The 24,581-nt window shown below is 37.0% G+C and carries 26 protein-coding genes; all 26 read right to left on the reverse strand.

Features of this window, described 5'->3' with window-relative positions:
- Window positions 1-4: 4 nt before the first annotated feature.
- Window positions 5-742, reverse strand: coding sequence for a WecB/TagA/CpsF family glycosyltransferase (locus tag G6Q10_RS08305; RefSeq protein ID WP_163655018.1), 738 nt, complete (start codon window positions 740-742; stop codon window positions 5-7).
- A gap of 293 nt (window positions 743-1,035) precedes the next feature.
- A complete protein-coding gene (fabZ, locus tag G6Q10_RS08310) occupies window positions 1,036-1,464 on the reverse strand; it encodes a 3-hydroxyacyl-ACP dehydratase FabZ (protein ID WP_163655020.1) in 429 nt (142 codons plus the stop codon).
- 256 nt (window positions 1,465-1,720) lie between these two features.
- The gene (gene mreB, locus G6Q10_RS08315; RefSeq protein ID WP_163655022.1) at window positions 1,721-2,716 is read right to left on the reverse strand and encodes a rod shape-determining protein MreB; all 996 of its coding nucleotides are present in this window, start codon (window positions 2,714-2,716) and stop codon (window positions 1,721-1,723) included.
- 180 nt (window positions 2,717-2,896) lie between these two features.
- The gene (murA, locus tag G6Q10_RS08320) at window positions 2,897-4,195 is read right to left on the reverse strand and encodes a UDP-N-acetylglucosamine 1-carboxyvinyltransferase (RefSeq protein WP_163655024.1); all 1,299 of its coding nucleotides are present in this window, start codon (window positions 4,193-4,195) and stop codon (window positions 2,897-2,899) included.
- Between the two features lie 190 nt (window positions 4,196-4,385).
- Window positions 4,386-4,619, reverse strand: coding sequence for a DUF1146 family protein (locus tag G6Q10_RS08325; RefSeq protein WP_163655026.1), 234 nt, complete (start codon window positions 4,617-4,619; stop codon window positions 4,386-4,388).
- Between the two features lie 122 nt (window positions 4,620-4,741).
- Entirely contained in the window at window positions 4,742-5,143 is a 402-nt protein-coding gene (locus G6Q10_RS08330) for a F0F1 ATP synthase subunit epsilon (RefSeq protein ID WP_163655028.1), read from the reverse strand.
- 20 nt (window positions 5,144-5,163) lie between these two features.
- Complete coding sequence (gene atpD, locus G6Q10_RS08335) at window positions 5,164-6,585, reverse strand: F0F1 ATP synthase subunit beta (protein ID WP_163655030.1); 1,422 nt, start codon at window positions 6,583-6,585, stop codon at window positions 5,164-5,166.
- Between the two features lie 56 nt (window positions 6,586-6,641).
- Entirely contained in the window at window positions 6,642-7,511 is an 870-nt protein-coding gene (locus tag G6Q10_RS08340; protein ID WP_163655031.1) for a F0F1 ATP synthase subunit gamma, read from the reverse strand.
- 40 nt (window positions 7,512-7,551) lie between these two features.
- Window positions 7,552-9,066: a F0F1 ATP synthase subunit alpha gene (gene atpA / locus G6Q10_RS08345; protein ID WP_163655033.1), complete on the reverse strand. Its 1,515-nt coding sequence runs from the start codon at window positions 9,064-9,066 to the stop codon at window positions 7,552-7,554.
- 26 nt (window positions 9,067-9,092) lie between these two features.
- Window positions 9,093-9,632, reverse strand: a complete 540-nt coding sequence (locus tag G6Q10_RS08350) for a F0F1 ATP synthase subunit delta (RefSeq protein WP_163655035.1) — start codon at window positions 9,630-9,632, stop codon at window positions 9,093-9,095.
- Window positions 9,629-10,141, reverse strand: coding sequence for a F0F1 ATP synthase subunit B (atpF, locus tag G6Q10_RS08355; RefSeq protein WP_163655037.1), 513 nt, complete (start codon window positions 10,139-10,141; stop codon window positions 9,629-9,631). The genes G6Q10_RS08350 and atpF overlap by 4 nt, the downstream gene beginning before the upstream one ends.
- A gap of 62 nt (window positions 10,142-10,203) precedes the next feature.
- Window positions 10,204-10,422, reverse strand: a complete 219-nt coding sequence (atpE, locus tag G6Q10_RS08360) for a F0F1 ATP synthase subunit C (RefSeq protein ID WP_003723467.1) — start codon at window positions 10,420-10,422, stop codon at window positions 10,204-10,206.
- Window positions 10,423-10,463: 41 nt separating this feature from the next.
- Window positions 10,464-11,180, reverse strand: a complete 717-nt coding sequence (atpB, locus tag G6Q10_RS08365; RefSeq protein WP_163655039.1) for a F0F1 ATP synthase subunit A — start codon at window positions 11,178-11,180, stop codon at window positions 10,464-10,466.
- Window positions 11,181-11,195: 15 nt separating this feature from the next.
- Window positions 11,196-11,585 (reverse strand): ATP synthase subunit I, encoded by a 390-nt coding sequence (locus G6Q10_RS08370; protein ID WP_163655041.1) that lies wholly within the window; start codon window positions 11,583-11,585, stop codon window positions 11,196-11,198.
- Between the two features lie 880 nt (window positions 11,586-12,465).
- Window positions 12,466-13,608 carry a non-hydrolyzing UDP-N-acetylglucosamine 2-epimerase gene (gene wecB, locus G6Q10_RS08375; protein WP_163655043.1) on the reverse strand — a complete coding sequence of 381 codons (1,143 nt, stop codon included), beginning with the start codon at window positions 13,606-13,608 and terminating at the stop codon, window positions 12,466-12,468.
- A 68-nt stretch (window positions 13,609-13,676) separates the two neighbouring features.
- On the reverse strand, window positions 13,677-14,306 hold the full coding sequence (gene upp, locus G6Q10_RS08380) for a uracil phosphoribosyltransferase (protein ID WP_163655045.1): 630 nt from the start codon (window positions 14,304-14,306) through the stop codon (window positions 13,677-13,679).
- Window positions 14,307-14,401: 95 nt separating this feature from the next.
- Window positions 14,402-15,643, reverse strand: a complete 1,242-nt coding sequence (gene glyA / locus G6Q10_RS08385; protein WP_163655047.1) for a serine hydroxymethyltransferase — start codon at window positions 15,641-15,643, stop codon at window positions 14,402-14,404.
- 102 nt (window positions 15,644-15,745) lie between these two features.
- Entirely contained in the window at window positions 15,746-16,792 is a 1,047-nt protein-coding gene (locus G6Q10_RS08390) for an L-threonylcarbamoyladenylate synthase (RefSeq protein ID WP_163655049.1), read from the reverse strand.
- 279 nt (window positions 16,793-17,071) lie between these two features.
- Window positions 17,072-17,935 (reverse strand): peptide chain release factor N(5)-glutamine methyltransferase, encoded by an 864-nt coding sequence (gene prmC / locus G6Q10_RS08395; RefSeq protein ID WP_163655051.1) that lies wholly within the window; start codon window positions 17,933-17,935, stop codon window positions 17,072-17,074.
- A complete protein-coding gene (gene prfA, locus G6Q10_RS08400) occupies window positions 17,922-18,998 on the reverse strand; it encodes a peptide chain release factor 1 (RefSeq protein WP_163655053.1) in 1,077 nt (358 codons plus the stop codon). Before prfA ends, prmC begins: the two co-directional genes overlap by 14 nt.
- A gap of 15 nt (window positions 18,999-19,013) precedes the next feature.
- Entirely contained in the window at window positions 19,014-19,589 is a 576-nt protein-coding gene (locus G6Q10_RS08405) for a thymidine kinase (RefSeq protein WP_163655054.1), read from the reverse strand.
- Window positions 19,590-19,850: 261 nt separating this feature from the next.
- Entirely contained in the window at window positions 19,851-20,954 is a 1,104-nt protein-coding gene (vanS, locus tag G6Q10_RS08410; protein ID WP_197914089.1) for a vancomycin resistance histidine kinase VanS, read from the reverse strand.
- The gene (vanR, locus tag G6Q10_RS08415) at window positions 20,944-21,642 is read right to left on the reverse strand and encodes a VanR-ABDEGLN family response regulator transcription factor (protein ID WP_163655056.1); all 699 of its coding nucleotides are present in this window, start codon (window positions 21,640-21,642) and stop codon (window positions 20,944-20,946) included. The genes vanS and vanR overlap by 11 nt, the downstream gene beginning before the upstream one ends.
- Before the next feature lie 66 nt (window positions 21,643-21,708).
- Complete coding sequence (gene alr, locus G6Q10_RS08420; RefSeq protein WP_163655059.1) at window positions 21,709-22,824, reverse strand: alanine racemase; 1,116 nt, start codon at window positions 22,822-22,824, stop codon at window positions 21,709-21,711.
- A 7-nt stretch (window positions 22,825-22,831) separates the two neighbouring features.
- Complete coding sequence (gene vanXY, locus G6Q10_RS08425; protein ID WP_163655061.1) at window positions 22,832-23,395, reverse strand: D,D-carboxypeptidase/D,D-dipeptidase VanXY; 564 nt, start codon at window positions 23,393-23,395, stop codon at window positions 22,832-22,834.
- Entirely contained in the window at window positions 23,367-24,428 is a 1,062-nt protein-coding gene (gene vanC / locus G6Q10_RS08430; protein ID WP_163655063.1) for a D-alanine--D-serine ligase, read from the reverse strand. Before vanC ends, vanXY begins: the two co-directional genes overlap by 29 nt.
- Between the last annotated feature and the right edge of the window lie 153 nt (window positions 24,429-24,581).

The following is a 24,581-nucleotide window of genomic DNA, read 5'->3' on the forward strand; positions in this document are numbered from 1 at the left end:
CCACCTATTTTCTTAACCTTTTTTCTTTCTGTATTTCTTGTAAATATTTTGGAAGTGCTATAAACCTACGCCACCTTGAAGGATTAGATAATAAACGATACATCCATTCCATACGCATTTGGATCATCCATTTAGGTGCACGCCTTACTTTCCCAGAAAGAACATCAAAACAGCCTCCTACACCCATGAAAATCCCTTTAGAAAAACGTTGAAGATGTGCCATAATCCATTTTTCTTGTGCAGGCGAACCTAGTGCAACAAAAATAAAATCTGGTTTCGTTTGAATTATTTCTTCAACAATTTGTTCGCTTTCTTCTAAATTAAAATATCCATGTCGCATACCTGCAATACGAATTCCAGGGTAATCAATTAATAGTCGTTTTTTAAGCTCCCTTGAGATCTCAGGTTTAGCACCAAGGAAGTACAGGCTAAGTGGTTTCTGTTGCGCTTCCTTTAAAACCCCTACTAGCGTATCATAACCAGTTACACGCTCTTGGAGTGGCGTTCCTAATTTTTCAGCACCAATTAATATCCCTACTCCATCTGGTGTAATATAGTCAGCTTGTAATAAAATTTGTTTAAAAGTATCGTCATTCCTAGCATTCATAACTATTTCAGGATTCGCTGTTACTACAAATTTTCGTAAACCCTGCTCATGACAAAAAATAAGCTCATTAATAAAACCAGCTTGTGTTGTATTATAAAAAGGAATTCCTAATATTTCGATCTTGTTTTTATCCATTCTATACTCCTACAATCATTCTCTTCTTTCAGTTTATCATAAAAGTTCGTTCGTTCCTATTGCTTTTAGCTTAAAGCTATCTTATCCTTTTTTTATTTTATTGTAAAATGAGGAAAATCTCTTTTTCAAGCTCTTTTCTGTTTAAAAACCTTATTTTCTCTTACAAAATATTTCATTTTAACTAGCTTAAAACGGGATAAAATCAATTTTTATCTTTTTGCTACTTTCTTCAGAAGATGTTAATATTAGACAAATAAAAAAAGCCCGGAATAAAACCCGACTTTTTTTCACTATTATACATCGCTTAAAGCGACCATAATCTCTGCTTCACAAGCTACATCGCCATCAACACTAGCAACTACTTTTGCTTTAGCAATCGCACCACGTAACCGGATAATTTCTGCTTCTAAGACCAATTGATCCCCAGGTATTACTTGACGCTTAAAACGACAACTATCAATACCTGCAAAAAGACCAATTTTATCTTTATTTTCCGGACTTTGGTTAATTGCAATACCTACTGTCTGTGCCAAAGCTTCAATAATTAGCACTCCTGGCATTACTGGATATTCTGGAAAATGACCATTAAAAAATGGTTCATTAGCAGAAACATTCTTAACAGCTTTTACCGTTTTTCCAGCTTCAACTTCTAGCACGCGATCCACCAGCAAAAATGGGTATCGATGTGGTAAAATCTCTTTAATTTCATTAATACCTAACACATTAATTTCTCCTTTCAACCTGATCCTTCGTTATAATTTCATAAGATATCATGAGCTTTTCAATCAAGATTGACAAAAATAGTAATCTTTTTCATAAACTATCCAAATCCTTTTTCTGCTCATAACGCATATGTCAACGATTGATCTTTGACAACTAAAAACAATAAAGATTCAAGCAAGCCTTTTATAAAACAACCATCTAAGGAAAAACATTTACTTTTTCATTCGAAAATGTCCATTTTCACAATGAATTTTTCTAAAACCAACGCCGTCTTTTTTTAGCAGTCGATTCAAGTAGTATACCCGTACCAATCGCTACAACTTCTAATGAATGGTCAGCTATAAACACTGGTACTTTCAATTGTTCAGCTATTAGGTGATCTAATCCATAAAGAAGCGATCCACCACCTGTCATAATAATTCCGCGATCAATAATATCAGCTGATAATTCAGGAGGAGTCGTTTCTAACACTTGCTTAGCCGCTTGTATTATGTCGTACAATGAATTATGAATAGCTTCTTCTACCTCATTGCTACTTACAGTAATTGTACTAGGTAGGCCGCTAACTAGATCCCGACCTCTGACATCCATTGTTTCGGTACGTATATCCTTAATTGCAGTTCCAATATTAACTTTTAGAGATTCTGCAGTACGTTCCCCAATTAATAAGTTATATTTTCTTTTTATGTATTGCATAATATCTTTATCCCACTGTGTCCCAGCAATTTTAACGGACCGACTTGTTACGATATCTCCCATTGATAACACAGCGACATCAGCCGTTCCTCCGCCAATATCAATCACCATATTACCGCTAGGCTCAAAGATATTCATTCCAGCACCAATAGCAGCTATTTTCGGCTCTTCTTCCAAGAAAACTTGCTTTCCGCCACTTTTTTCAGCAACTTCACGAATAGCTTTTTGTTCAACAGAAGTAATATTAGTAGGACAACAAATTAATATTTTAGGGCGCGAAAAAAAAGTCTTCAAATTAAGTTTTTGCAAGAAGAAATGTAGCATCTCTTGTACAATTTGAAAATTATCAATCACTCCGTCTTTCATTGGTTTCACTATGGTAATATCACTCGGTGTTCTTCCTATCATATCTCGTGCGTCTTTACCAACAGCAAGAACTTCTCCAGTCTTATTATTGATTGCAACAACTGAAGGTTCATTTATTACGATACCCTTTCCATTCACGTGAATTAGTACATTAACAGTACCTAAGTCAACTCCAATATGTTTACCCAAACTCAATTCCCCTCCTATGTTGTAAAACGATTTCATTTTGAATTATAACACAAATCAAGCACCGACAGAAACGAATTTTTACACAAACTACAAAAAAGAGCCTAAAATTATAGACGAAACAAGTTAATAGCAAACAGAAATAACTTATTTATTCTATCTTTAGACTCTTTACAAAGATATTTAAGATTTAAAAAGAATATCTAAATTAGTATTTTTTATTTTCTCGTTATCAACACGTTCAATATCAGCACCTAAAGCTTTTAATTTACCATGGAAGTTGTTATAACCACGATCTAAATATTTGAGCTCTGTCACTTGCGTATAACCCTCAGCAACTAATCCAGCTAACACCAACGCTGCTGCTGCACGTAAATCGGTTGCCGCTACCTCAGCACCTTGTAACTTAGCAGGGCCAGAAATAATGACAGAATGACCTTCAATTTTCATTTCAGCATTCATACGGCGCATTTCTTCAACATGCATAAAGCGGTTCTCAAATACTGTTTCAGTCATAACACTTGTACCTTCACTTAACATTTGAATAACCATCATTTGTGACTGCATATCAGTCGGAAATCCCGGATGCGGCATTGTTTTTACATCGACAGCCTTTAATTTTTCAGGGCCGATGATGCGCAGGCCTTTTTCTTCTTCAATAATTTGCACACCCATTTCCTTGAGCTTAGCAATAAGTGAACTAATATGCTCTGGAACAGCATCTTCAACTAATACATTTCCTTTTGTAATTGCAGCTGCAATCATAAAAGTTCCTGCTTCAATACGGTCTGGAATGATAGAGTGTTCAGTTGCAGTTAATTCTTTTACGCCTTCAATACGAATGACTTCTGTTCCGGCACCGATGACTTTAGCGCCCATTTGATTTAAAAAGTTGGCTAAATCAACAATTTCCGGCTCACGAGCCACGTTCTCAATAATGGTTGTCCCCTCTGCAAGTGTAGCCGCCATCATAATATTCTGAGTCGCACCAACACTTGGGAAATCAAGATAAATTTTAGCACCTCGTAGCTTTTCTGTCGTTGCTTCAATATACCCGTTTTCAATTTTGACAGTTGCACCCATTGCTTCTAAGCCTTTTAGATGCAAATCTACAGGACGAGAGCCAATGGCACAACCACCAGGGAGAGCTACACGTGCACAACCAGTACGTGTAAGCAAAGGGCCCATGACAACCATCGATGCACGCATTTTACGAACGTATTCAAAAGGAGCATCAGAGCTAATATCTCCAGTTGCATCAACAGTTACTATGCCTTTTTCAAAATTGACATCAGCATTTAAGTGTTTCAAAACTTCATTTATCGTATATACATCTGATAGACTTGGTACATTGCTTAACACACTAGTACCTTTGCTGGCTAAAAGAGTTGCAGCAATGACTGGTAGCACGGCATTTTTTGCCCCTTCTACTTTTACACTACCGGTTAATTGCTTACCTCCATGCACTATTATTTTTTCCAAAACAATCCCTCCGTGTTACTAAACTTCTCTATCACACATTGTAGACTAATTCTCAATTTAACACACATCTAGTACATTCTATCATTATCTGTTTGCAAAGATCAACTAAATTTAATTTAATCTTAATAAAGTTGATAAATTATGACTACTCTCTGTTTATTACCAATTTTACTATTTTTAAACTTTTATTTCATAAAAAAGTTAGTAACTGTTTCGAAGCAGAAAGATATTCAAGAAAAAAACTACTAAGCAAATAGCCAATGACAACGGCTAAAATGGCAAAAAGCAACCTAGCTTGCATCACTTTATTTTTTTTAAGAAATTTTTCATAATTAAGCGCTTGTAATGCCCAAAATGTAATAATAATAAAAATCAAATGCGAAATAATGACTATCATGGGATCCTGCATAACAATATTATACATTCATATACTTCCTTAAATAGAGTTTACAATTCTATTTTAACAAAAACTAAAGCGAAAATATACTCTTATCCCCCAACTAGCAAAAAACTACCTAGGAAATCCAGGTAGTTTTAACTAAATAGTTAATGTTTTTTAGTATGAATTCGATTGATTGCTTTCTGAAGAGCGACCTGTGCCATGACTTCATCAACCTTCTGTTCTTTTGCTGTTTGCAACTTCGCTTCTGCTTCTTCTTTTGCACGTTCAGCGCGAAGAATGTCAATATCTTGTTCACGTTCGGCACTATCTGCAAGAATATTTACTTCTTCGCCATTTACTTCCATAAACCCACCATTAACGGCAATCCACTCTTCGCCTGAGTCTTGTTTAAGACGAACGATATCGATTTTTAGTGGAGCAACTAGTGGTACGTGTCCGTGTAAGATACCTAGCTCACCAGCTTTTGTACGAGCGATAACCATATTAGCTGTGCCTTCATAAACAGGACCATCTGGAGTAACAATGCTAACATTCAACAAAGCCATACCTATCTCCTCCTGATTTATTAGACTTCAACGCCCATTTTTTTAGCTTTTTCAATAACTTCTTCAATCCGTCCAACAGAACGAAACGCATCTTCTGGCAAATGATCATATTTGCCTGCAAGAATATCTTTAAAGCCTTTTATTGTTTCTTTAACAGGAACATAAGAGCCTGGTTGTCCAGTAAATTGTTCAGCTACATGGAAGTTTTGTGATAAGAAGAATTGTACACGGCGAGCGCGTGCTACCGCTTGTTTATCTTCGTCTGACAATTCATCCATACCTAAGATTGCAATAATATCTTGTAACTCTTTATATCGCTGTAAGAGCTGTTGTATTTGAATGGCTACTCCATAATGCTCTTCACCAACGATTTCAGGTGATAAAGCACGTGAAGTTGATGCAAGAGGATCTACAGCTGGATAAATTCCTTGCTCAGTTAATTTACGTTCCAAGTTGGTTGTGGCATCCAAATGAGCGAAAGTCGTGGCCGGAGCCGGGTCAGTATAGTCATCAGCTGGAACATAAATCGCTTGAATAGACGTTACAGAACCAACATTAGTAGATGTAATACGCTCTTGTAATTGGCCCATTTCAGTTGCTAAAGTTGGTTGATACCCAACTGCTGATGGCATACGTCCAAGTAAAGCAGAAACTTCAGAACCTGCTTGTGTGAAACGGAAAATATTATCAATAAATAGCAATACATCTTGATGCTCCACATCACGGAAATATTCAGCAATTGTTAATCCAGTTAAAGCAACTCGCATACGAGCACCTGGTGGCTCATTCATTTGCCCAAATACCATCGCTGTTTTTTCAATAACACCTGATTCTTTCATCTCAAAATAAAGGTCATTACCTTCACGAGTACGTTCACCTACACCGGCAAAAACAGAAATCCCACCATGTTCTTGGGCAATATTGTTGATTAGTTCTTGAATTAATACCGTTTTCCCTACACCTGCACCACCGAACAAGCCAATTTTTCCACCTTTGACATAAGGTGCAAGTAGATCAACAACCTTAATTCCTGTTTCAAGAATTTCTGTTGTTGTCGATAATTGATCAAATGTTGGAGCTAGACGATGGATTTTATTACGCTTCACATCGCTTGCAATCGGCGCGTCTAAATCAATCGTTTCACCTAGTACGTTAAATACACGGCCTAGGGTTACATCACCTACTGGTACTGTAATTGGGCTCCCAGTATCTACTACTTCCATACCTCTTTGAATACCATCAGTTGAAGCCATAGCAATTGTCCGAACAACATCATCACCTAACTGAATAGCTACTTCCAAAGTAAGTTTTTTTGTAGTTTCTTCTTTTGACTGAGATTTATATTCCACAGTAAGGGCATTGTAAATTTCAGGTAAAGTCCCACCTTCAAATTTAACATCTACTACTGGGCCCATTACTTGGATTACTCGTCCTCTTGTCATGCGATTTTTCCTCCTCACTTAATTGCCTAAAGGGTTAGAGTCGTTTCAAATAATGGTTATTCGAGTGCGGCTGCCCCACCAACAATTTCGGTAATTTCTTGTGTGATCGCTGCTTGGCGAGCACGGTTATATTGAAGCGATAAGTCATCGATAAGATCAGATGCATTATCCGTTGCACTTCGCATTGCCGTCATCCGTGCAGCATGTTCGGCAGCTTTAGCATCTAATAACGCTCCAAAAATTAAACTCTCAACATATTGCGGCAACAATACATCCAAAATTTCTTGCTCAGAAGGCTCAAATTCATATGTTGTTAACACATCTTGAGATTCCTCTTCACTGTGAAATTCAGTTAATGGAAGTAATTGTTCAGTACACAATTGGCTGGAAATCGAATTAATATGATGAATGTAATAAATTTTCACTTCATCATACACGCCGTCTTCAAACATTTGAACAGTACTACTTGCGATATCTTTGATTTCTGCAAAAGCTGGATGGTCTGATATCCCTTGTATCTCAAGCACAATGTTCATATCCCGCGCTTTAAAGAAATCTCTAGCTGTGCGACCGATCGTAATAATTGCATATTCATCTTTTGATGCGTGATGGTTTATTATATCTTGATAAACTTCTTTAATAACAGAACTATTATATGAGCCTGCTAAACCTGTATCTGAAGTTAAAACCAGATACCCTGTACGCTTTACTGATCTAGTTGTTAACATAGGGTGATCAGAGCTATTTCCAGTTGCGGCAACATGCATCACAACATCACGAATTTTAGAAACATAAGGCGCATAAGCTCTTGCATTTGCTTCTGCTCGGCCTAATTTTGCAGCCGATACCATTTGCATTGCTTTTGTGATTTGGCTTGTTTTTTTCGTCGACGTAATCCGTTGCTTAATGTCAATTAAAGATGCCAAAGGTCTTCACCACCTTTATATTTTTCGAAGTCAAAAGCAATTATTTTTCCATAGAAGAAACAAATGTATTTTTAAATTCATTGAGTGCGCTATTTAGTTTTGTTTCTTCAGGTAATTCTTTTGTTGTGCGAATCTCTTCAAGAAGTTCTGGATGGTTATGATCAAACCATACATTCATTTCAGTTTCAAAACGCAATACATCATGAACAGGAATATCATCCAAGAAATTATGAACAAGCGCATAAAGAATTAGTACTTGCTTCTCTACTTTTAAAGGTTTGTGTAAATCTTGCTTTAATACTTCAACTGTTCGTTTACCACGTTCTAATTTAGCACGGGTTGCTGCATCTAGGTCAGAGCCAAATTGAGAAAATGATTCTAACTCACGGTACGCTGCTAAATCTAAACGAAGCGTACCTGCAACTTTTTTCATTGCTTTAATTTGTGCGGATCCACCTACACGTGATACGGATAACCCTGCATTAATCGCTGGACGTACTCCAGAGAAAAACAAATCAGATTGTAAGAAAATTTGTCCATCAGTAATGGAAATAACGTTCGTCGGAATATATGCAGAGATATCTCCCGCTTGTGTTTCAACAAATGGAAGTGCTGTAATTGAGCCTCCTCCTAATGTATCATTCAATTTTGCTGCACGCTCGAGCAAACGTGAATGTAAGTAGAAAACATCTCCTGGATAAGCTTCACGACCTGGTGGACGACGAAGTAATAAAGATAATTCACGGTACGCTGCAGCTTGTTTTGATAAGTCATCATAAACGATTAACACATGCTTTCCGTTATACATGAATTCTTCAGCCATTGCAACACCAGCATAAGGCGCTAGGTATAAAAGTGGGGCTGGTTGTGAAGCAGATGCTGTTACAACAATCGTGTAATCAAGTGCTCCATTTTTACGCAAAGTTTCTACTGCTGTACGAACAGTGGATTCTTTTTGACCGATTGCCACATAAATACAGATCATATCTTGGTCCGCTTGATTTAAAATCGTGTCAATGGCAACAGATGTTTTACCTGTTTGGCGGTCGCCGATAATTAATTCACGCTGTCCACGGCCAATTGGAACAAGCGCATCAATTGCTTTAATACCTGTTTGAAGTGGTTCTGTTACAGATTTCCGTGCCATAACACCTGGTGCAACTGCTTCAATTGGTCGCGTTCCAGTTGTTGCAATCTTTCCTAAGCCGTCTACAGGTTGACCTAAAGAGTTAACAACACGCCCTATAAGTGCTTCTCCAACTGGAACTTCCATAATTTTCCCTGTCCGGCGAACTTCATCACCTTCACGAATTTCAGTATAGTTGCCAAGAATGATAATACCTACGTCGTTATTTTCTAAGTTCTGAGCCATGCCCATAACACCATTTGAAAACTCGAGTAGTTCTCCAGCCATTGCATTATCAAGTCCATGAGCACGTGCGATACCATCACCAATATAGGTAACTGTCCCAACATCACTCACTTTTAGCTCGCCTTGATAATTTTCAATCTGTTGCTTTATGATTGAGCTGATCTCTTCAGCCTTAATGCTCATCAGTTTCACCCCTCGTTAAACGGGAACTAAGCTCTAATTTGCCGTTCCATATCTTTTAATTTCGTCTTAAGACTATCATCATAAATACTCGTTCCAATAATGACTTTTACGCCGCCTAGTAACGACTTGTCAATGTGATTATGAATATTTAATTTTGTTTTGTTTAATTTCTGGGCAAAAACTTGGGATAATGCCAATTTTTCTCCCTCAGAAAGCGGAATTACAGAGTATACATCGGCATCTGCAATACCTCGCAGATCATTTACTCGTTTTGCATAAATATCAGCAATACTAGAAAGGTAATCTTCCCTGCCACGGTCAATTAATAAAAATACAAAATCTTGAAGAAGCTCATTTAGCCCTTTAAAAACGGTTCCCACAAGCTCTTTCTTTTGTACGATTGTAAATGTCGGGTTTTCAAGCAAGCTCACGAAGTCAGGATTTTCACTCAGAACTTGCTTAATTAGCGCTAATTCTTCAGAAAAGGTATCAATTAAGCCGCGCTCTTCCGCTACTTGAAAAACAGCTGTCGCATACCGACTTGCAACTTCCCAATCCTTCATCATTTATGATCGCCTAGCCTTTCAATATAGTTTTGAATAAGCTCATTTTGCGATTTTTCATCAAGATTTTTTTCAATGACTTTGGAGGCGATTAAAACAGATAAAGAGCCGACTTGTTCACGAAGTGCTGTAATGGCATCTTCTTTTTCACGTTTGATGTCATCTTTAGCTTCCTCTTTCAAGCGTTCCGATTCTGTACGCGCCGTTTTAATGATTTCTTCGCGTTCTTTTTCGCCAAGTTGCTTGGCATTTTCAATCATTGTTTGGGCTTCAATACGGGCTTTTTGCAAAACGTCTTTTTGTTCAGCAAGCAAACTTTCCGCTTGATTTCTACTTTCTTCGGCTGAATCAATTTCAGAAGCAATATGCTCTTCACGTTCTTTCATTATTTTCATTAGAGGCTTCCAAGCAAATATGCGAATAAGCACTAATAAAACGGCAAATGTAAATAACGTAAAAAGACTATCACCCATTGTAAAGGCAGCACCCATTACTAAATGTGGTTGTAACACGCCTTTTCCACTCCTTTCCATACATTCGCTAACAGTTACGCATACGTTCTACCTTAAAGTTCTTATTTATTAAGTACCATGAACGCGATAACAACAGCGATAATTGGAAGAGCTTCAACTAAACCAATACCGATAAACATAATTGTTTGTAACATAGAACGTGCTTCGGGTTGACGTGCAACACCTTCGACCGTTTTTGATACGATTAAACCGTTACCGATGCCTGCACCTAACGCACCTAAACCTACTGCAATCGCAGCTGCAATAACTCCTAAAGACATAATTAATATCCTCCTTAAAATCTACTTTATTTAATAATGTTTTAATGCTCGTCACTTACTTTATGTGACATGTAAACCATTGTCAGCATGGTGAAAATATAAGCCTGGATCGCTCCAATAAACACTGAAAATCCTTGCCATGCAAGCGCTGGAATAATAGCTAATACACCAACAAAAAAATTAATGTGCGCAAGTTGTGTTGCAATAATTGCTAGTAAAACTTCTCCCGCAAAAATATTCCCGTAAAGCCGCAAACCAAGTGTCAATGTATTCGCAAATTCTTCCACGAGCTTTAGTGGAAAGAGAAACTTCATTGGGCTAAAATAGGTAGCGGTGAAATAGTGCTTAAATCCACGCATTTTAATCCCATAATAATGCGTAAGTGCAAGGATCATGATCGCAAGTGTCATCGTTACGATTGGATCTGCTGTAGGTGAACGCCACCACACTTCATCATGAATTGCAATGGAAGTAATAACACCAAGCATGTTTGATACGAAAATAAACATAATTAATGTAATACCCAGCACGTGAAATCTTCCACCTGTTTTCCAGTCCATGTTGCTTCCAATGATACCGCGCACAAAATCCATTACCCATTCAATAAAATTTTGTTTGCCGGTTGGACGTCGTTTTAAATTTCGTGTACAAATAATGGCAATGCCTAATACAACAAGGCAAGTGATTGTAATCATAACAATATTCGACAAATTAAATGACAGTCCAAGGAATTTAACGACGGGAAAATTCTCTTCCAATTTGGTTCACCCCTTTCATTTTTTTACTTTTTTCTTTCGATAAGAGGAACAAACAACAAAATCCAGAAAAATAACAGCATAGACAATACCAAGTCCAATAGCCATACTATAAATGTGAAAGTACCCTGGCAGCTCAGTTGCAATTATGGTAGCAAGTAAAGCGCTGCTCATCCGTACCGCCATCCCTGTTCCATGAACTTGTCGATTTGTATTAGCCGTTTCTGTCATTGCTTGTGTTCTTCTCATAAGCAGCCAGTGGTTAAACCAACCGATGATAATCCCTAGTTTCAAGCCCAAAAATATATGTACATAGGGCGTTAAAAACCAACCGAGAAAACAAAAGACAATAAGAACCATTAAATACTTCTGATGCCTGCGGTACAACTTAATAGGTGATTCTAACATTTGGAGTGGTCCTTTCTGCTCTAAACTCTGTTTCTTCCAACTATCAAATTCTGTTTAAGAAACAACAAAGATTGTGAAATTCAACACATTGAATAGCTTCCATTTGCCCATCTCACTCATGAAAGCCTTATCAGCATGTCAATTTTAAGCATACAACAGCAAAAAGCTAAAAGTCAATATTTTTCACAAAATCAAGTTATACTTACTGAGTTAATAGTAACATAACTCCAAACTTACTTAAATGAATACACACTAAAAATATATCTTTATGCACATGGATTCCATGCTGCTTTAATCATCATTTTTTTACTATGAATGAGCTTGATTTCACACCTCCAATGTTGATAGAACAGCTTTCATTTACGTGTCATATTTCACAAAATAAAAAGTCTTTACCTTCTCGGCAAAGACTTTAACGTTTTGACGAGATTAGCAAATAAAAGAGCTCTTTTTAGCTAAGATAAGGCCATGCATTAGCTTCTCGCAAAATATAATGATAGATTACCCCCTTGCATTCTTTCCAATTCAGTCAGCGTATTGCCGGCGGGATTGTATAGAATGCTTGGTCAGCCTTCTATCCCTACATTTACTTTGAAAAGCTCTCTTTGGGGCTTATTAATAACATTGATCATCTTATCACAATTCTTTTGAAATCACTAGCTAAAATCGCTACTGTAATATATCTGTAATACTTACGCGCTTCCAAAAGAATGAATGTTCTGTCTTTTTTAAATTTAGATGAAAAACGGCTGGCTGTCGATCCGTTTTTCCGCTATCGATTCATGCAATTTAAGTAAGTTCTGGCAGAAATTGTCCACTGTATATCTCAAAGGAGCTATTCTGCCAAAACCTAAAAAGATTTCGTTTCTATCTTGGCTCTTTAAACTAAAAAATCATTCGGGCGAGGACTATCTTGATCAAAATAATAAAGCATTGCATTTAAAATACGCGCTGAAGCTTCACCATCTCCATAAGGGTTCGTAGCTTGACTCATTTTAGCATGCTCGCTAGGATTAGTAAGTAGTTTTAATGCTTCGTTTTTAATCGTTTCCTCGTCTGTTCCTACTAACTTAAGCGTCCCAGCAGCTACTCCTTCTGGGCGTTCAGTGGTATCGCGCAATACTAAAACTGGAACCCCCATACCAGGGGCCTCTTCTTGCACACCACCAGAATCTGTTAAAACTAAATAGGCTTTTTTCAAGAAATTATGAAAATCAATTGCATCAAGTGGTTCGATTAAGTGAATTCGATTATGACCACCTAAAATCGAAATTGCTTTTTCTCGCACTGCTGGGTTTAAATGCATTGGATAAACAAGTTCAACATCTTCCTGTTGCTCAATAACATCACGTATGGCTTCAAACATGCCTTGCATCGGTGCACCTAGATTTTCCCTACGATGTGCTGTCATTAAAACCAAGCGATGATCTCCTAAATTTTCTAAAATGGAGTGATGATAATCTACCTGAACAGTGGTTTTTAAAGCATCAATTGCCGTATTTCCAGTTATAAAAATATGGGAGGCGGGTTTATTTTCTTTTAGCAAATTTTCTTTAGCCGTTTGTGTTGGTGCAAAATGAAGGTCTGCTAAAACACCCGTTAAACTTCGATTCATTTCTTCTGGAAATGGCGAATATTTATTCCATGTTCTAAGTCCTGCTTCAACATGGCCAATTGCTGTCTGTTGATAGAAAGCAGCCATGCCAGCAGCAAAACTCGTTGTTGTATCTCCATGAACGAGCACAAGATCTGGCTGCTCCTCTGCAATTACCTTGTTAAGGCCTTCCATCACTCGTGTTGTAATATCCGTTAATGTTTGGCCTTTTTGCATAATATCCAAATCGACATCTGGTTTAATATTAAAAATGTCTAAAACTTGATCTAACATTTCACGGTGTTGCGCAGTAATAACCACACAAGATTCAAATTTATCTGGTTGTTTTTGTAAAGCAAGTACTAACGGCGCCATTTTAATCGCTTCAGGCCTTGTGCCAAAAACGCTCATCACCTTAATTTTCTTCATGTTAAAACTCCTAAAGTATACCTTATTTTTGCTTTAGACCTTATAATAAAAAGCCTAAACTAAAGCACTTATTTTGTGCCAAATAAACGATCCCCTGCATCGCCAAGTCCAGGCAAGATATAACCGTCTTCATTTAATTTTTCATCCAAACCAGCAACATAAATGTCTACATCTGGATGCGCATGCTGTAAAGCTTTAATTCCTTCTGGAGCAGCAACTAAACACATGAATTTCATATTCTTAGCGCCACGTTTTTTTAGACAATCTAAAGCCATAATCGCTGAACCACCTGTTGCAAGCATTGGATCAACTACAATAAAAAGCCGTTCTTCAACATCAGAAGGTAATTTGACAAAATATTCAACTGGTTCAAGTGTATCATGATCGCGATATAAGCCAACATGCCCAACTTTGGCAGCTGGTATCAACTTTAAAATACCATCTGTCATGCCAAGTCCAGCACGAAGAATGGGAACGACACCTAATTTTTTCCCAGCAAGGGATCTTGCTTTTGTCACTTGTAATGGGGTTTCTACTTCGACATCTTTTAATTCCATATCACGGGTAATCTCATAAGCCATAAGTGTGGCTACCTCATCGACAAGCTCACGGAATGCCTTTGTTCCAGTAGATTTGTCCCTAATCATTGTTAGTTTGTGTTGTACAAGTGGGTGGTCGATTACGTGTACGTTTGCCATTTTTATATTCGCTCCTTTAAATTCAAAATCTTCTTCTTTAATATTGTATCAAAAGAACATTTTAATACAAGTGAAAATTTTGTGCTTATTTACTTTTAATCGTTAGGGTATAATGGGTATTCGCTTGTTAAAGCAGATACTTGTTGCTTGACGTCTTTCAAGATCGCTTCATCCTGCGTATTATGCAAAACTTGAGCGATTAATTTACCGACTTTACTTGTCGCCTCTTCATCAAAACCTCTTGTTGTAATCGCTGCTACACCAACACGAATGCCACTTGTTACAAATGGGCTTTCTGATTCAAATGGAATTGTATTTTTATTAACGGTTATACCCACTTGATCCAGAATTGTTTCAGCTTCTTTTCCTGTTAATTCCAAATTTTGCAAATCAATTAAAAGTAAGTGATTATCTGTTCCACCAGTTAAAACAGATACACCCTCCTCTTCAAGAGTAGTTGCTAATTGCTTTGCATTCTTGATAATTTGTTTGCAATATTGTTTGAATTCAGGTTGTAAGGCTTCCTGGAACGCAACTGCTTTTCCGGCAATCACGTGCATAAGTGGTCCACCTTGAGTTCCTGGAAAAATAGCTTTATTCAACTTTGTTTCCCATTCTGCTTTGGCCAAAATCATTCCGCCTCGTGGGCCTCGCAACGTTTTATGCGTTGTTGTTGTAACAAAATCAGCATACTGGACAGGATTTTGGTGAACACCTGTAGCGACTAAACCGGCAATATGTGCCATATCTACCATTAAATATGCGCCCACTTCACTTGCGATTTCACGAAACTTGGCAAAATCAATAGAACGGGGATAAGCACTGGCACCTGCAACAATTAATTTAGGTTGATGTCTAAGAGCCAGCTCACGAACGCTATCGTAATCAATTTGTTTTGTTTCTTGGCTTACCCCATATTCAACAAAATGATATAAAATGCCACTGAAATTAACAGGACTTCCATGCGTTAAATGACCGCCATGAGATAAATTCATTCCAAGCACCGTGTCCCCTGGATTTAATGCAGCTTGATAAATTGCCATATTTGCTTGGGAACCAGAGTGAGGTTGGACATTGACATATTCAGCACCAAATAGTTGCTTAGCACGCTCTCGAGCAAGATTTTCCACAATATCCACATATTCACAACCGCCATAATAACGTTTCCCCGGATATCCTTCTGCATACTTATTCGTTAAAACAGAGCCCACTGCTTCCATAACTGCTTTACTTACAAAATTTTCTGAGGCGATCAATTCAATGTTATTTCGCTGTCTACCAAGTTCCAACCGTATTGCTGCAAATACATCTTGATCCTGCTTCTCAAGCTCACTCATTGCTATCTCCTCCTTATTCTGATTTAAGACACTTTAATCATTACTCAAAACTGGGTAAAAAGCAAGCAAAGTTTTCTGAAAAAATAATAATAGAGGCTTTGTCTATTTTTTTGACTCACTTAAATAATTTCCACCTGCAGCTTTTTCAAGTCGATTCATCACTGCATCGCCAATTTCAGTTCGTTTATAAGTCTCAGCTAGGATAATCGTAACGTCCGTATGATCAAAAGCACGCAATCCAGCATATAAATGTTGCGCAATTTCGGTTCTATTTTCTTTGCTACCAATAACGATTGTTGTTTTCGATTGCTCTGGCCAACTTGTAGCTAATTCTTTGGAAATTAAAAGCCCTACCTTTTCTCCGGCCAAAGTTAACCGCTCATATGTGTCTTTAAAAAAGGCTAAACTCCCATCGATAAGATAAACTGGCGCTTTCGGAGCGTAATGCGTATATTTCATTCCAGGTGCTTTTGGCGCTTCTTCTTTTTTAAGTGTATCCTTAGCCGACTGTACTTTCCCAATGATTGCTTCAATTGCTTCAACCGAAATACCACCTGGGCGCAAAATAGCGGGTGTTGCTATTGTGCAATCAATAACTGTAGATTCAACACCAACATTAGTGTCTCCGCCATCAATAATACCGGCGATTTTCCCGGTTAAATCTTCAGCAACATGCTGTGCATTCGTTGGGCTTGGACGCCCAGAACTATTTGCACTTGGGGCAGCAATTGGCAACCCTACTTCGTGCAAAAGGGCCAGGCTGACTGGATGTTCTGGAATACGCACGCCTACAGTATCCATTCCTGCAGTACAGTTCTCTGCTAAAATTCCAGATTTTACTGGCAATACAATGGTAATTGGTCCTGGCCAGAAATTTCCCATAAGTTTCTTCGCTTTTTCTGGAATTTCGGAAATAAAATTCATTTGTTTTTGACTGGCAATATGTACAATAAGAGGATTATCTGCAGGTCTCCCTTTTGCTTGATAGATTTTACTCACGGCTTCAGGATTTGTTGCATCTGCACCAAGTCCATAAACGGTTTCAGTTGGAAAAGCAATGACTTCTCCCTGACGCAAAAGTTCAGCGGCTTCCTGATAAATTGTTTTATTCCTATTTTTTGGATCCATCTTCCAAAAACGTGTTTTCATTCTAAAAACTCCTCATACTATATACTTTGTTTCCTATTTTAGCGTTTTTTATATCGTTTGAATAGTCCTCACATTCGCTTAAAAGTTATCCCCAAATTGTGGATAATAGTTTTGTCAATGGGGATAACTTTTGTGAATCTGTGGATATCACTAAAAACAAAGAGCACCTCTTATTTTTATAAATTAAAATTTGATTAAAAAATTTTTTTGCACAATTTTTTATCCACAACGCTGTGGATAAAAAATTAGAACAAAAAAGCGTTCTTTTAAAAAACGCTTTTATACCAACATATTTGAGCAAACAACTATTCGATCTTTCTGATTAATATCTTTGTGGACAATCACATCGGCCTGTGGAAAACTTTTTTTAAATAGCTCTTTTACTGCCTCACCTTGAGTATAACCGATTTCAACAGCAATCCAATATTGCTCTTTTACGACCTGTGGCAAGTTGTGGATAAGTTGTTCATAAATGGCTAAACCATTTTTTTTCGCAAATAAAGCAAGTGGAGGCTCATGATGAAGGACATAATCTGTCATGAATGCCTTTTCTGACTCAGCGATATATGGCGGATTAGCAACAACCACATCAAAACGCTCACTGCTATCCAAAAAGACATCAAGCAAATCCGATTTCTTAAAAGCAACGTCAGCCTCAAGGCGCCGAGCGTTTTCTTTAGCAACGCAAAGAGCCCGACTAGATATATCAGAAGCCACAACAGTCAAATCAGGAAAACACTTTTTTAACGTGATCGCAATAATCCCACTACCTGTGCAAACATCTAATACCTTCGTAGCATCTGTTTTGACTAGCCAATTTTCTGCTAACAACACAAGTTCTTCTGTTTCAGGCCGTGGGATAAGCACATCAGGTGTCACCCAAAAATCACGACCATAAAAAGGGGCCGTCTCTAAAATATATTGCACGGGCTCACCTTGTAAATAACGCTTGAAATCTTCTTTAAACTGATGCGCTTCAGCTGAATGAATTTCTTCGTTTAGTTTCATCCACAGCTCTGTTCGTTTTAGCCCCATCCTTGTCTCAAGTAAGATTTCAGCGGCATTTAAGTCTAAATGACGCGCTTTTAAAATCTCAGCGGCTTCCTTTAAGCATGAACCAATCGTTGGTTTATTCTGTGTCATTCAAACGCTCCAGTTTGCTTGTTCTATCTTCTAAAATAAGCGCGTCAACAATTTCATCAAGTTTTCCTTCCATGATTTGATCAAGCTTTTGTAACGTTAAACCAATACGATGATCCGTTACCCTATTTTGTGGATAGTTATAAGTACGAATGCGTTCAGAACGATCTCCTGTTCCTACAGCTGATTTCCGGTTAGCAGCGTATTCTTCACGTGCTTCGCGTTCAAATTTATCATAAATTCGCGCACGCAATACTTTCATTGCTTTCTCTTTATTTTTTATTTGCGAACGTTCATCCTGCATGGACACAACGATCCCTGTTGGAACGTGGGTTAAGCGTACAGCTGACATGGTCGTGTTAACACTTTGCCCTCCAGCTCCAGTTGACGCAAATGTATCTGTACGAATATCTTTATCCTGAATATCAACTTCAACATCTTCAGCTTCTGGTAAAATGGCTACAGTAGCCGTTGAAGTATGAATACGTCCACCAGATTCCGTTTCAGGAACGCGCTGCACTCGGTGTGCTCCATTTTCATATTTTAACCGTGAAAAAGCCCCATTACCGTTAATCATCACGATAATTTCTTTATAGCCACCAATCCCCGTAGCATTTGCATCCATCACTTCTACTTTCCAACCACGATTTTCCGCATAACGACTATACATTCTAAACAAATCGCCAGCGAAAAGCGCTGCCTCATCACCACCAGCTGCTCCTCGGATTTCCATAATGACATTTTTATCATCGTTAGGATCTTTTGGCACAAGCAAAAGATTCATTTTTTCCTCAAGTACTGTTTTTTCTGTTTGAAGACCCGCTAATTCCTCTTTAGCCATTTCACGCATCTCGTCATCAAGTTTTTCTGATAAAAGCTCTTTTGTCTCCTCTAATTGACTAGTGACTTCTTTATAATGACGATAGGCTTCTACTGTTTCTGTGATGCCAGATTGTTCCTTTGATAAATCACGTAACTTCTTAGCGTCAGAAACGATATCTGGGTCACTCAATAGTTCATTTAATTCTTCGTAGCGATTTTCTACCGCTTGTAAACGATCATACATGCTAACACCTCATTTTTATTCAATCGGTGGATGTGCATGACACCTCCGACATACTGGATAGTAGTTATCATTTCCACCTATTAAGATTTGCTCACCAGCATAAACTGGTTTCCCTTCATTATCTACACGTAAAACCATTGTTGCTTTCTTAGCGCAAAACCAACAAATCGTTTTCATTTCTTCAATTTTGTCTGCATAAAGCAGTAGATATTTCGATCCTTCGAAAAGTTCATTGCGGAAGTCATTTTTTAATCCATACGCAATGACTGGAATCTTCAATTCGTCTACAATTTTTGCTAATTGAAAGATGTGCTCTTTTTGTAAAAATTGTGATTCGTCGATGAGTACGCAATAAGGCTTTGGCTCAATTTGCATCACATCTTCATAGATATTCGTCTCAGCAAAAATCGGTTTAGCTTTACGTTTCAAACCAATTCTGCTAGAAATTACCCCTACTTGATCACGATTATCAATACCAGAAGTGTAAATCACAACTGGCTTATTTTGCTCTTCATAATTATGCGCCACTTTTAAAATTTCAATAGTCTTGCCACTATTCATTGCTCCATAGCGGAAAAATAATTGTGCCATTATAACGCTCCCTTATACAAATAAACTCTTTTCCTATTTTATCATAGTGTTTCAGAAATTGGCAGTTTAAAAAAGTGAAAAAGTCGCTTTTATAACTTAAACTGTAAAAATTTTATGTTAAATGTCACTAAAACGTATACAAAATGCATACAATTTAGTCCTTTTTTTGCGAACACGACAAATCAGGCGACAAGTGTAACTGATTTGTCCCCCGATTTATTTTGTTTATCCCTCATTCAAAAATATTTCTTGCTTAAATAATTACTTTCTATTTTTAGGTTGTGGCAAAATGATAGAAAAAATTATTTTATTATCAAAACTTTCTGCTTGGATTTTACCTCCCATTGCCTCTACGATATCTCGAGCAATCGGTAATCCTAGCCCTGTCCCTCCAGTATGACTAGTACGAGAACTATCCATTCGGTAAAATGGTTCAAAAATTAAATCGAGTTTTTCTGGTGGAATAGTATAACCACGATTTGAAACGCTAAGCTCAACAAACGCATCACTTTTCTTTAAGCTGAGCTCGATGATCGATCCTTGGAAACTATAGTTAATAGCATTGCGAATTAAATTATCAAGTACACGTTCCATTTTTTCTGCATCAACTAAAGCAGTAATTTCTTCTTCAATCTCTAATTGCCATTGTAGATTTTTTTCGTTTAAAATAGGTAAGAATTCATAACTAATTTGCTCAACCATCAAGCTTAAATTAACAATTTCTTTATTGATCGTTAATGTTGTTAAGTTAAAACGAGTGATTTCAAAAAATTCACTAATTAGTTGCTCTAATCGCTCTGCTTTTTCTAAAGAAATTCCTGTATATCTCGTTCTTAGCTCTGGTGATAATTGTGGTTCCTCCTTCAAAAGCGTCAGATATCCGATCACACTTGTTAATGGTGTCCGTAAATCATGGGCTAAATAAACAATTAAATCATTTTTTCTTTGTTCTGCTTCTTTTGCTGCTCGCTTAGTTTGATTGCTCTCTTCCCTTAGTTGATTCAGCTCTTCTTGCACTTGAAAAAGGTCTGCCGAAAGCTGAATACGCTGTTCAGGGTCCTCTAAAAGCTGACTTGTAGCTTGTGTTGTTTCATTCAAGTAATTAACAGCTTTCCTAATGAAAAAAAATGATATGACCATCCAAATAAGTATAATCACAACAAGTATAATAACGATATTATTATTGTGAAAAAAAACCAATACTTGATGAATTGGCTCAATTTTATACCATATAAAAAATGGTGTAAGCCTTGCTTTGTAGATAGCAAATGGAACCATGATTAAAACGATGACTGAACCAATAATGGTTACAAAATACTGCAATAATATTTTATGAATCAATGGGTTTTTATAATTATTTTTCAATGATATAGCCCACTCCCCAAACGGTTTTTATAAATTTAGGTTTTCTTGGTTGCTCTCCTAATTTTTCTCGCAAACGAGCGATATGAGCCATTACAGTATTATTATTATCTAGGTAAGTTTCTTGCCAAACGGCTTCAAAAAGCTTTTCTGAAGAAATCACAATCCCTTGATGCTCAAATAAATAAAGCAATATTTTAAACTCGATTGGCGTAATCATAATTTCTTTACCAAACAAATAGACTTTATGACTTCTTTTTTGGAGAACCAAGCCCTCTTTTTCAAATTCATCTTCTGCTTGTACTGGCTGATTCGTTTGCTTATAGCGCTGCTCACGTCGTAATTGTGTTTTTACCCGTGCTACTACTTCTAAAGGATTGAAGGGCTTTGTGATATAATCGTCAGCTCCTAAAGAAAGACCAGTAATTTTATCGATATTTTCTCCTTTAGCTGTTAACATTAAAACAGGAAAATAATAATCTTTACGGATTTGTTGAAGCAACTCGAATCCATCTATATCTGGGAGCATCACATCAAGCACTGCTAAAGAAATGGGGTTTTTTTGAATATAGGCTAATGCTTCTGTTCCGTTATAAAATGCGTGTATTTGAAATCCTTCATTTTTTAAAAATGTCATGATTAGATTGGCAATTTCTTTTTCATCATCTACCACTACAATGCTGTCTACCATATTTTTTCCTCCAAGCCATGTTTACTTTGTGACTGCTCCCATTTTATCATATTAAAATGACGATCACTACCGTTCAAGTTTAATCGCTAAACGATTTCCTAAACGACTCAACAATTCATTGGTAACTGTATTGGTATCCTCTGCTACTTTTGTCATATTTGAAAGAATGGTTAGTTCTGCTTCTATTGGAATAGCTTCTAGACCTGTTAGATCCACCAACAACATATCCATGCAAATGATACCAATTTGCGGAATCATTTGCTCGCTAAAAGAAAGGTAAAAATTGGTAAAAGATAATTCTCGCGGAATGCCATCGCAATAACCAATGCTTACTACACCAATTAGACGCTTGGACGAAAAGCGTGTTTTCAATCCATAACCAATGTACTCATTTGGCTTAACCTCTCTTTTTAAAATCAATTGTGCTTTAATCTCAACAACTGGCTGTATATCCAGTTTAATACGTGATTCAGCTGTTTCGTCGCTCAAAAAACCATATAAAATTACACCTGGACGAACGTAATCATAGTTCAAATTGGGGTAATTTAAAATACCGTAGCTACTTTGGAGATGTGTTACGCCAACCTTCACTTTTTGTTGTTGTAACTCTTCAATAACTTGGTTGTACGTCGTAATTTGCTGTTCCGTTCGCTCCACGGCTGCAATCGTTAAGCGATCTGATGAACCTAAATGGGAAAATATACCTCGAATAGACAAAAAAGGTAAATCATAAAGCGGCTTAATTTTTTTCGCATTAGCTTCAACCCCTAAGCGATGCATTCCCGTATCTACCTTCAAATGACACTGAACCTTCACTTTCTGCTGGTTCAAAGCTAGCGCATGTTCTTCGCTAATAATTGACTGAATTAAAGCATATCTTTGAAGTTCTTTTATCCTTTTTGGAGATGTATAACCTAATATTAAGATCTGAGCTTGAATGTTCTTTTTTCGTAAAGCGATTCCTTCCTCGATTGTCGCGACTGCAAAAAAATCGACGTCTTCTTTTTCAAGCACTTTTGCAAATAATACCGAATCGGTACCATAAGCATTGGCTTTAATCACTGCCATGACTTTTGTTGTTGATGAAATCGCACTTCTAATTTCACTTAAATTATGTAAAAGCGCTTTTTTTGAAAGGCTTTTACTCGCTCGATGCGGAGCACGTCTATTTTGATTTTTCATCAAAGCCTCATCCTTTTTTTGTTAAAAACTGAATATATTCTTCTAGGGTCCATTGTTGATCGGTTATCATTTGACTATGAGGAATCCCTACATAACGGAAATGCCAAGGTTCATATCCTATTCCAGTGATTTCTTTTTTATTTTTAGGATAGCGTAAAATAAAGCCATAATCTTTCATATGGGTTAAAAATTTTTCTACAACCTCCCCGTCATTAAAATTAGGTGCAATAAAATCATGCTTTTCTCCTCGCAAACCGATATCAATGGCTAATCCAGTTTGATGTTCGCTACATCCTGGATAAGCTACAAATTCTTCTGTATAAGTTCGACCATTTTTTTCTATCGAATAGTCCCATAGCCTTTCTTGTTCTTTTTGCGTACGATAACCATCCAATATCATAATCTTGTCTTCTAAACGTAAATCCGTAATCAAACGCTTAAATTCTTGGGCAAGCTGCGGATGGAGGTAAATATCTTTATCTGCATAAGGTGTTAATACTAAATGCTTTGGTTCGTTATTTTCTAACAATGGATGATTACGATTAACTAACTGTAGAAATATATTTTTCATCGTATGCCTCCTCCGCTAATATTAGTAATCGTTCAATAATTTCAGTATAAGGAATCCCCACTGAAGCAAGCATTTTTGGGTATCTCGAATGGCTAGTAAATCCTGGTAACGTATTTACCTCGTTTAATAAGATCTCACCTGCTTCTGTTAAAAAGAAATCAATTCTAGAAAGACCTTTACATCCTAACAAGCGATAAAGTGATTGAGCTTGTCGCTTGATTTCATCGCTTATCTCGGTTTGAATCGTTGCAGGGACTTTAATTTGAGCGGTAACCAATTGATACTTTTCCGTATAGTCAAAAAAGCCTTCTATTAAAGAAATTTCATCACATTCACCTACAATTAATTCTTCATTCCCTAAAATGGCACAACCGATTTCTGTACCGACTACACTTTTTTGAAGAATCACTTGATTTCCATAGTTAAATCCTTCAACTAAAGCATCTGAAAGTTCACTTATACCCATTACCTGACTGATTCCTTTTGAAGATCCCGCCTCATTTGGTTTAACAAATAAAGGGAAGCCAATCTTTTCCACAAATTGTTCAATGATTTTCTTTTCATTTGGAGAAGTAATTAACATTGTTGGCGTGCTTTTAATATTGATCCTTGCTGCAAATTGATGTAACATCCATTTATTCATACAAACGGCAGAAGCCTTAATACCACAACCAACGTAAGGAATGCTCATCATTTCAAAAATCCCTTGCAATGTCCCATCTTCACCAGTTCCGCCATGCAGGATAGGAAAAAGTATATCAGGTTTCAAGAAGCATTCGCTTTCTTTTAGCCAGAATCCTTTTCCATGAAAATAAGGAAAAACTTCTTGTGTCCCTAAATCTTCTAGCCATTGGTCTTTTGAGATCGTTTCTGGACTGCTCTTGACTCTATACCATCTTCCACTCTGGCTAATAGCAATCTTATATACTTCATAATCTAACGTTGACATGGCTTTTAACATACTTGCTGCTGATTTTAACGAAACTTCATATTCAGAAGAATTTCCTCCAAAAATAAGTGCGATTTTTTTCATTATTTTCATCCTTTATTAGTTATTTTGTTAATTATTAGTTTATCAGGTGCAAGTATGTTTTTTTTGCGTTTTTATTTTGCTATTTCTTCCAATTTTCTTCGCTAATTCTTACAAATTTATGATATTACTAGACAGGTAGATAATTTTAAAATT

Source organism: Listeria sp. PSOL-1 (assembly GCF_902806445.1).
Taxonomy (GTDB): Bacteria; Bacillota; Bacilli; order Lactobacillales; family Listeriaceae; genus Listeria.

Excerpts from the sequence above, each read along its gene's own strand:
- G6Q10_RS08305 (WP_163655018.1), bottom strand. The coding sequence starts at position 742 with ATGGATAAAAACAAGATCGAAATATTAGGAATTCCTTTTTATAATACA.
- G6Q10_RS08325 (WP_163655026.1), bottom strand. The coding sequence starts at position 4,619 with ATGTATAATATTGTTATGCAGGATCCCATGATAGTCATTATTTCGCAT.
- G6Q10_RS08330 (WP_163655028.1), bottom strand. The coding sequence starts at position 5,143 with ATGGCTTTGTTGAATGTTAGCATTGTTACTCCAGATGGTCCTGTTTAT.
- atpD (WP_163655030.1), bottom strand. The coding sequence starts at position 6,585 with ATGACAAGAGGACGAGTAATCCAAGTAATGGGCCCAGTAGTAGATGTT.
- atpA (WP_163655033.1), bottom strand. The coding sequence starts at position 9,066 with ATGAGCATTAAGGCTGAAGAGATCAGCTCAATCATAAAGCAACAGATT.
- G6Q10_RS08350 (WP_163655035.1), bottom strand. The coding sequence starts at position 9,632 with ATGATGAAGGATTGGGAAGTTGCAAGTCGGTATGCGACAGCTGTTTTT.
- atpE (WP_003723467.1), bottom strand. The coding sequence starts at position 10,422 with ATGTCTTTAGGAGTTATTGCAGCTGCGATTGCAGTAGGTTTAGGTGCG.
- G6Q10_RS08370 (WP_163655041.1), bottom strand. The coding sequence starts at position 11,585 with ATGTTAGAATCACCTATTAAGTTGTACCGCAGGCATCAGAAGTATTTA.
- wecB (WP_163655043.1), bottom strand. The coding sequence starts at position 13,608 with ATGAAGAAAATTAAGGTGATGAGCGTTTTTGGCACAAGGCCTGAAGCG.
- upp (WP_163655045.1), bottom strand. The coding sequence starts at position 14,306 with ATGGCAAACGTACACGTAATCGACCACCCACTTGTACAACACAAACTA.
- glyA (WP_163655047.1), bottom strand. The coding sequence starts at position 15,643 with ATGAGTGAGCTTGAGAAGCAGGATCAAGATGTATTTGCAGCAATACGG.
- G6Q10_RS08390 (WP_163655049.1), bottom strand. The coding sequence starts at position 16,792 with ATGAAAACACGTTTTTGGAAGATGGATCCAAAAAATAGGAATAAAACA.
- prmC (WP_163655051.1), bottom strand. The coding sequence starts at position 17,935 with ATGACACAGAATAAACCAACGATTGGTTCATGCTTAAAGGAAGCCGCT.
- prfA (WP_163655053.1), bottom strand. The coding sequence starts at position 18,998 with ATGTATGATCGTTTACAAGCGGTAGAAAATCGCTACGAAGAATTAAAT.
- G6Q10_RS08405 (WP_163655054.1), bottom strand. The coding sequence starts at position 19,589 with ATGGCACAATTATTTTTCCGCTATGGAGCAATGAATAGTGGCAAGACT.
- vanR (WP_163655056.1), bottom strand. The coding sequence starts at position 21,642 with ATGGTAGACAGCATTGTAGTGGTAGATGATGAAAAAGAAATTGCCAAT.
- alr (WP_163655059.1), bottom strand. The coding sequence starts at position 22,824 with ATGAAAAATCAAAATAGACGTGCTCCGCATCGAGCGAGTAAAAGCCTT.
- vanXY (WP_163655061.1), bottom strand. The coding sequence starts at position 23,395 with ATGAAAAATATATTTCTACAGTTAGTTAATCGTAATCATCCATTGTTA.
- vanC (WP_163655063.1), bottom strand. The coding sequence starts at position 24,428 with ATGAAAAAAATCGCACTTATTTTTGGAGGAAATTCTTCTGAATATGAA.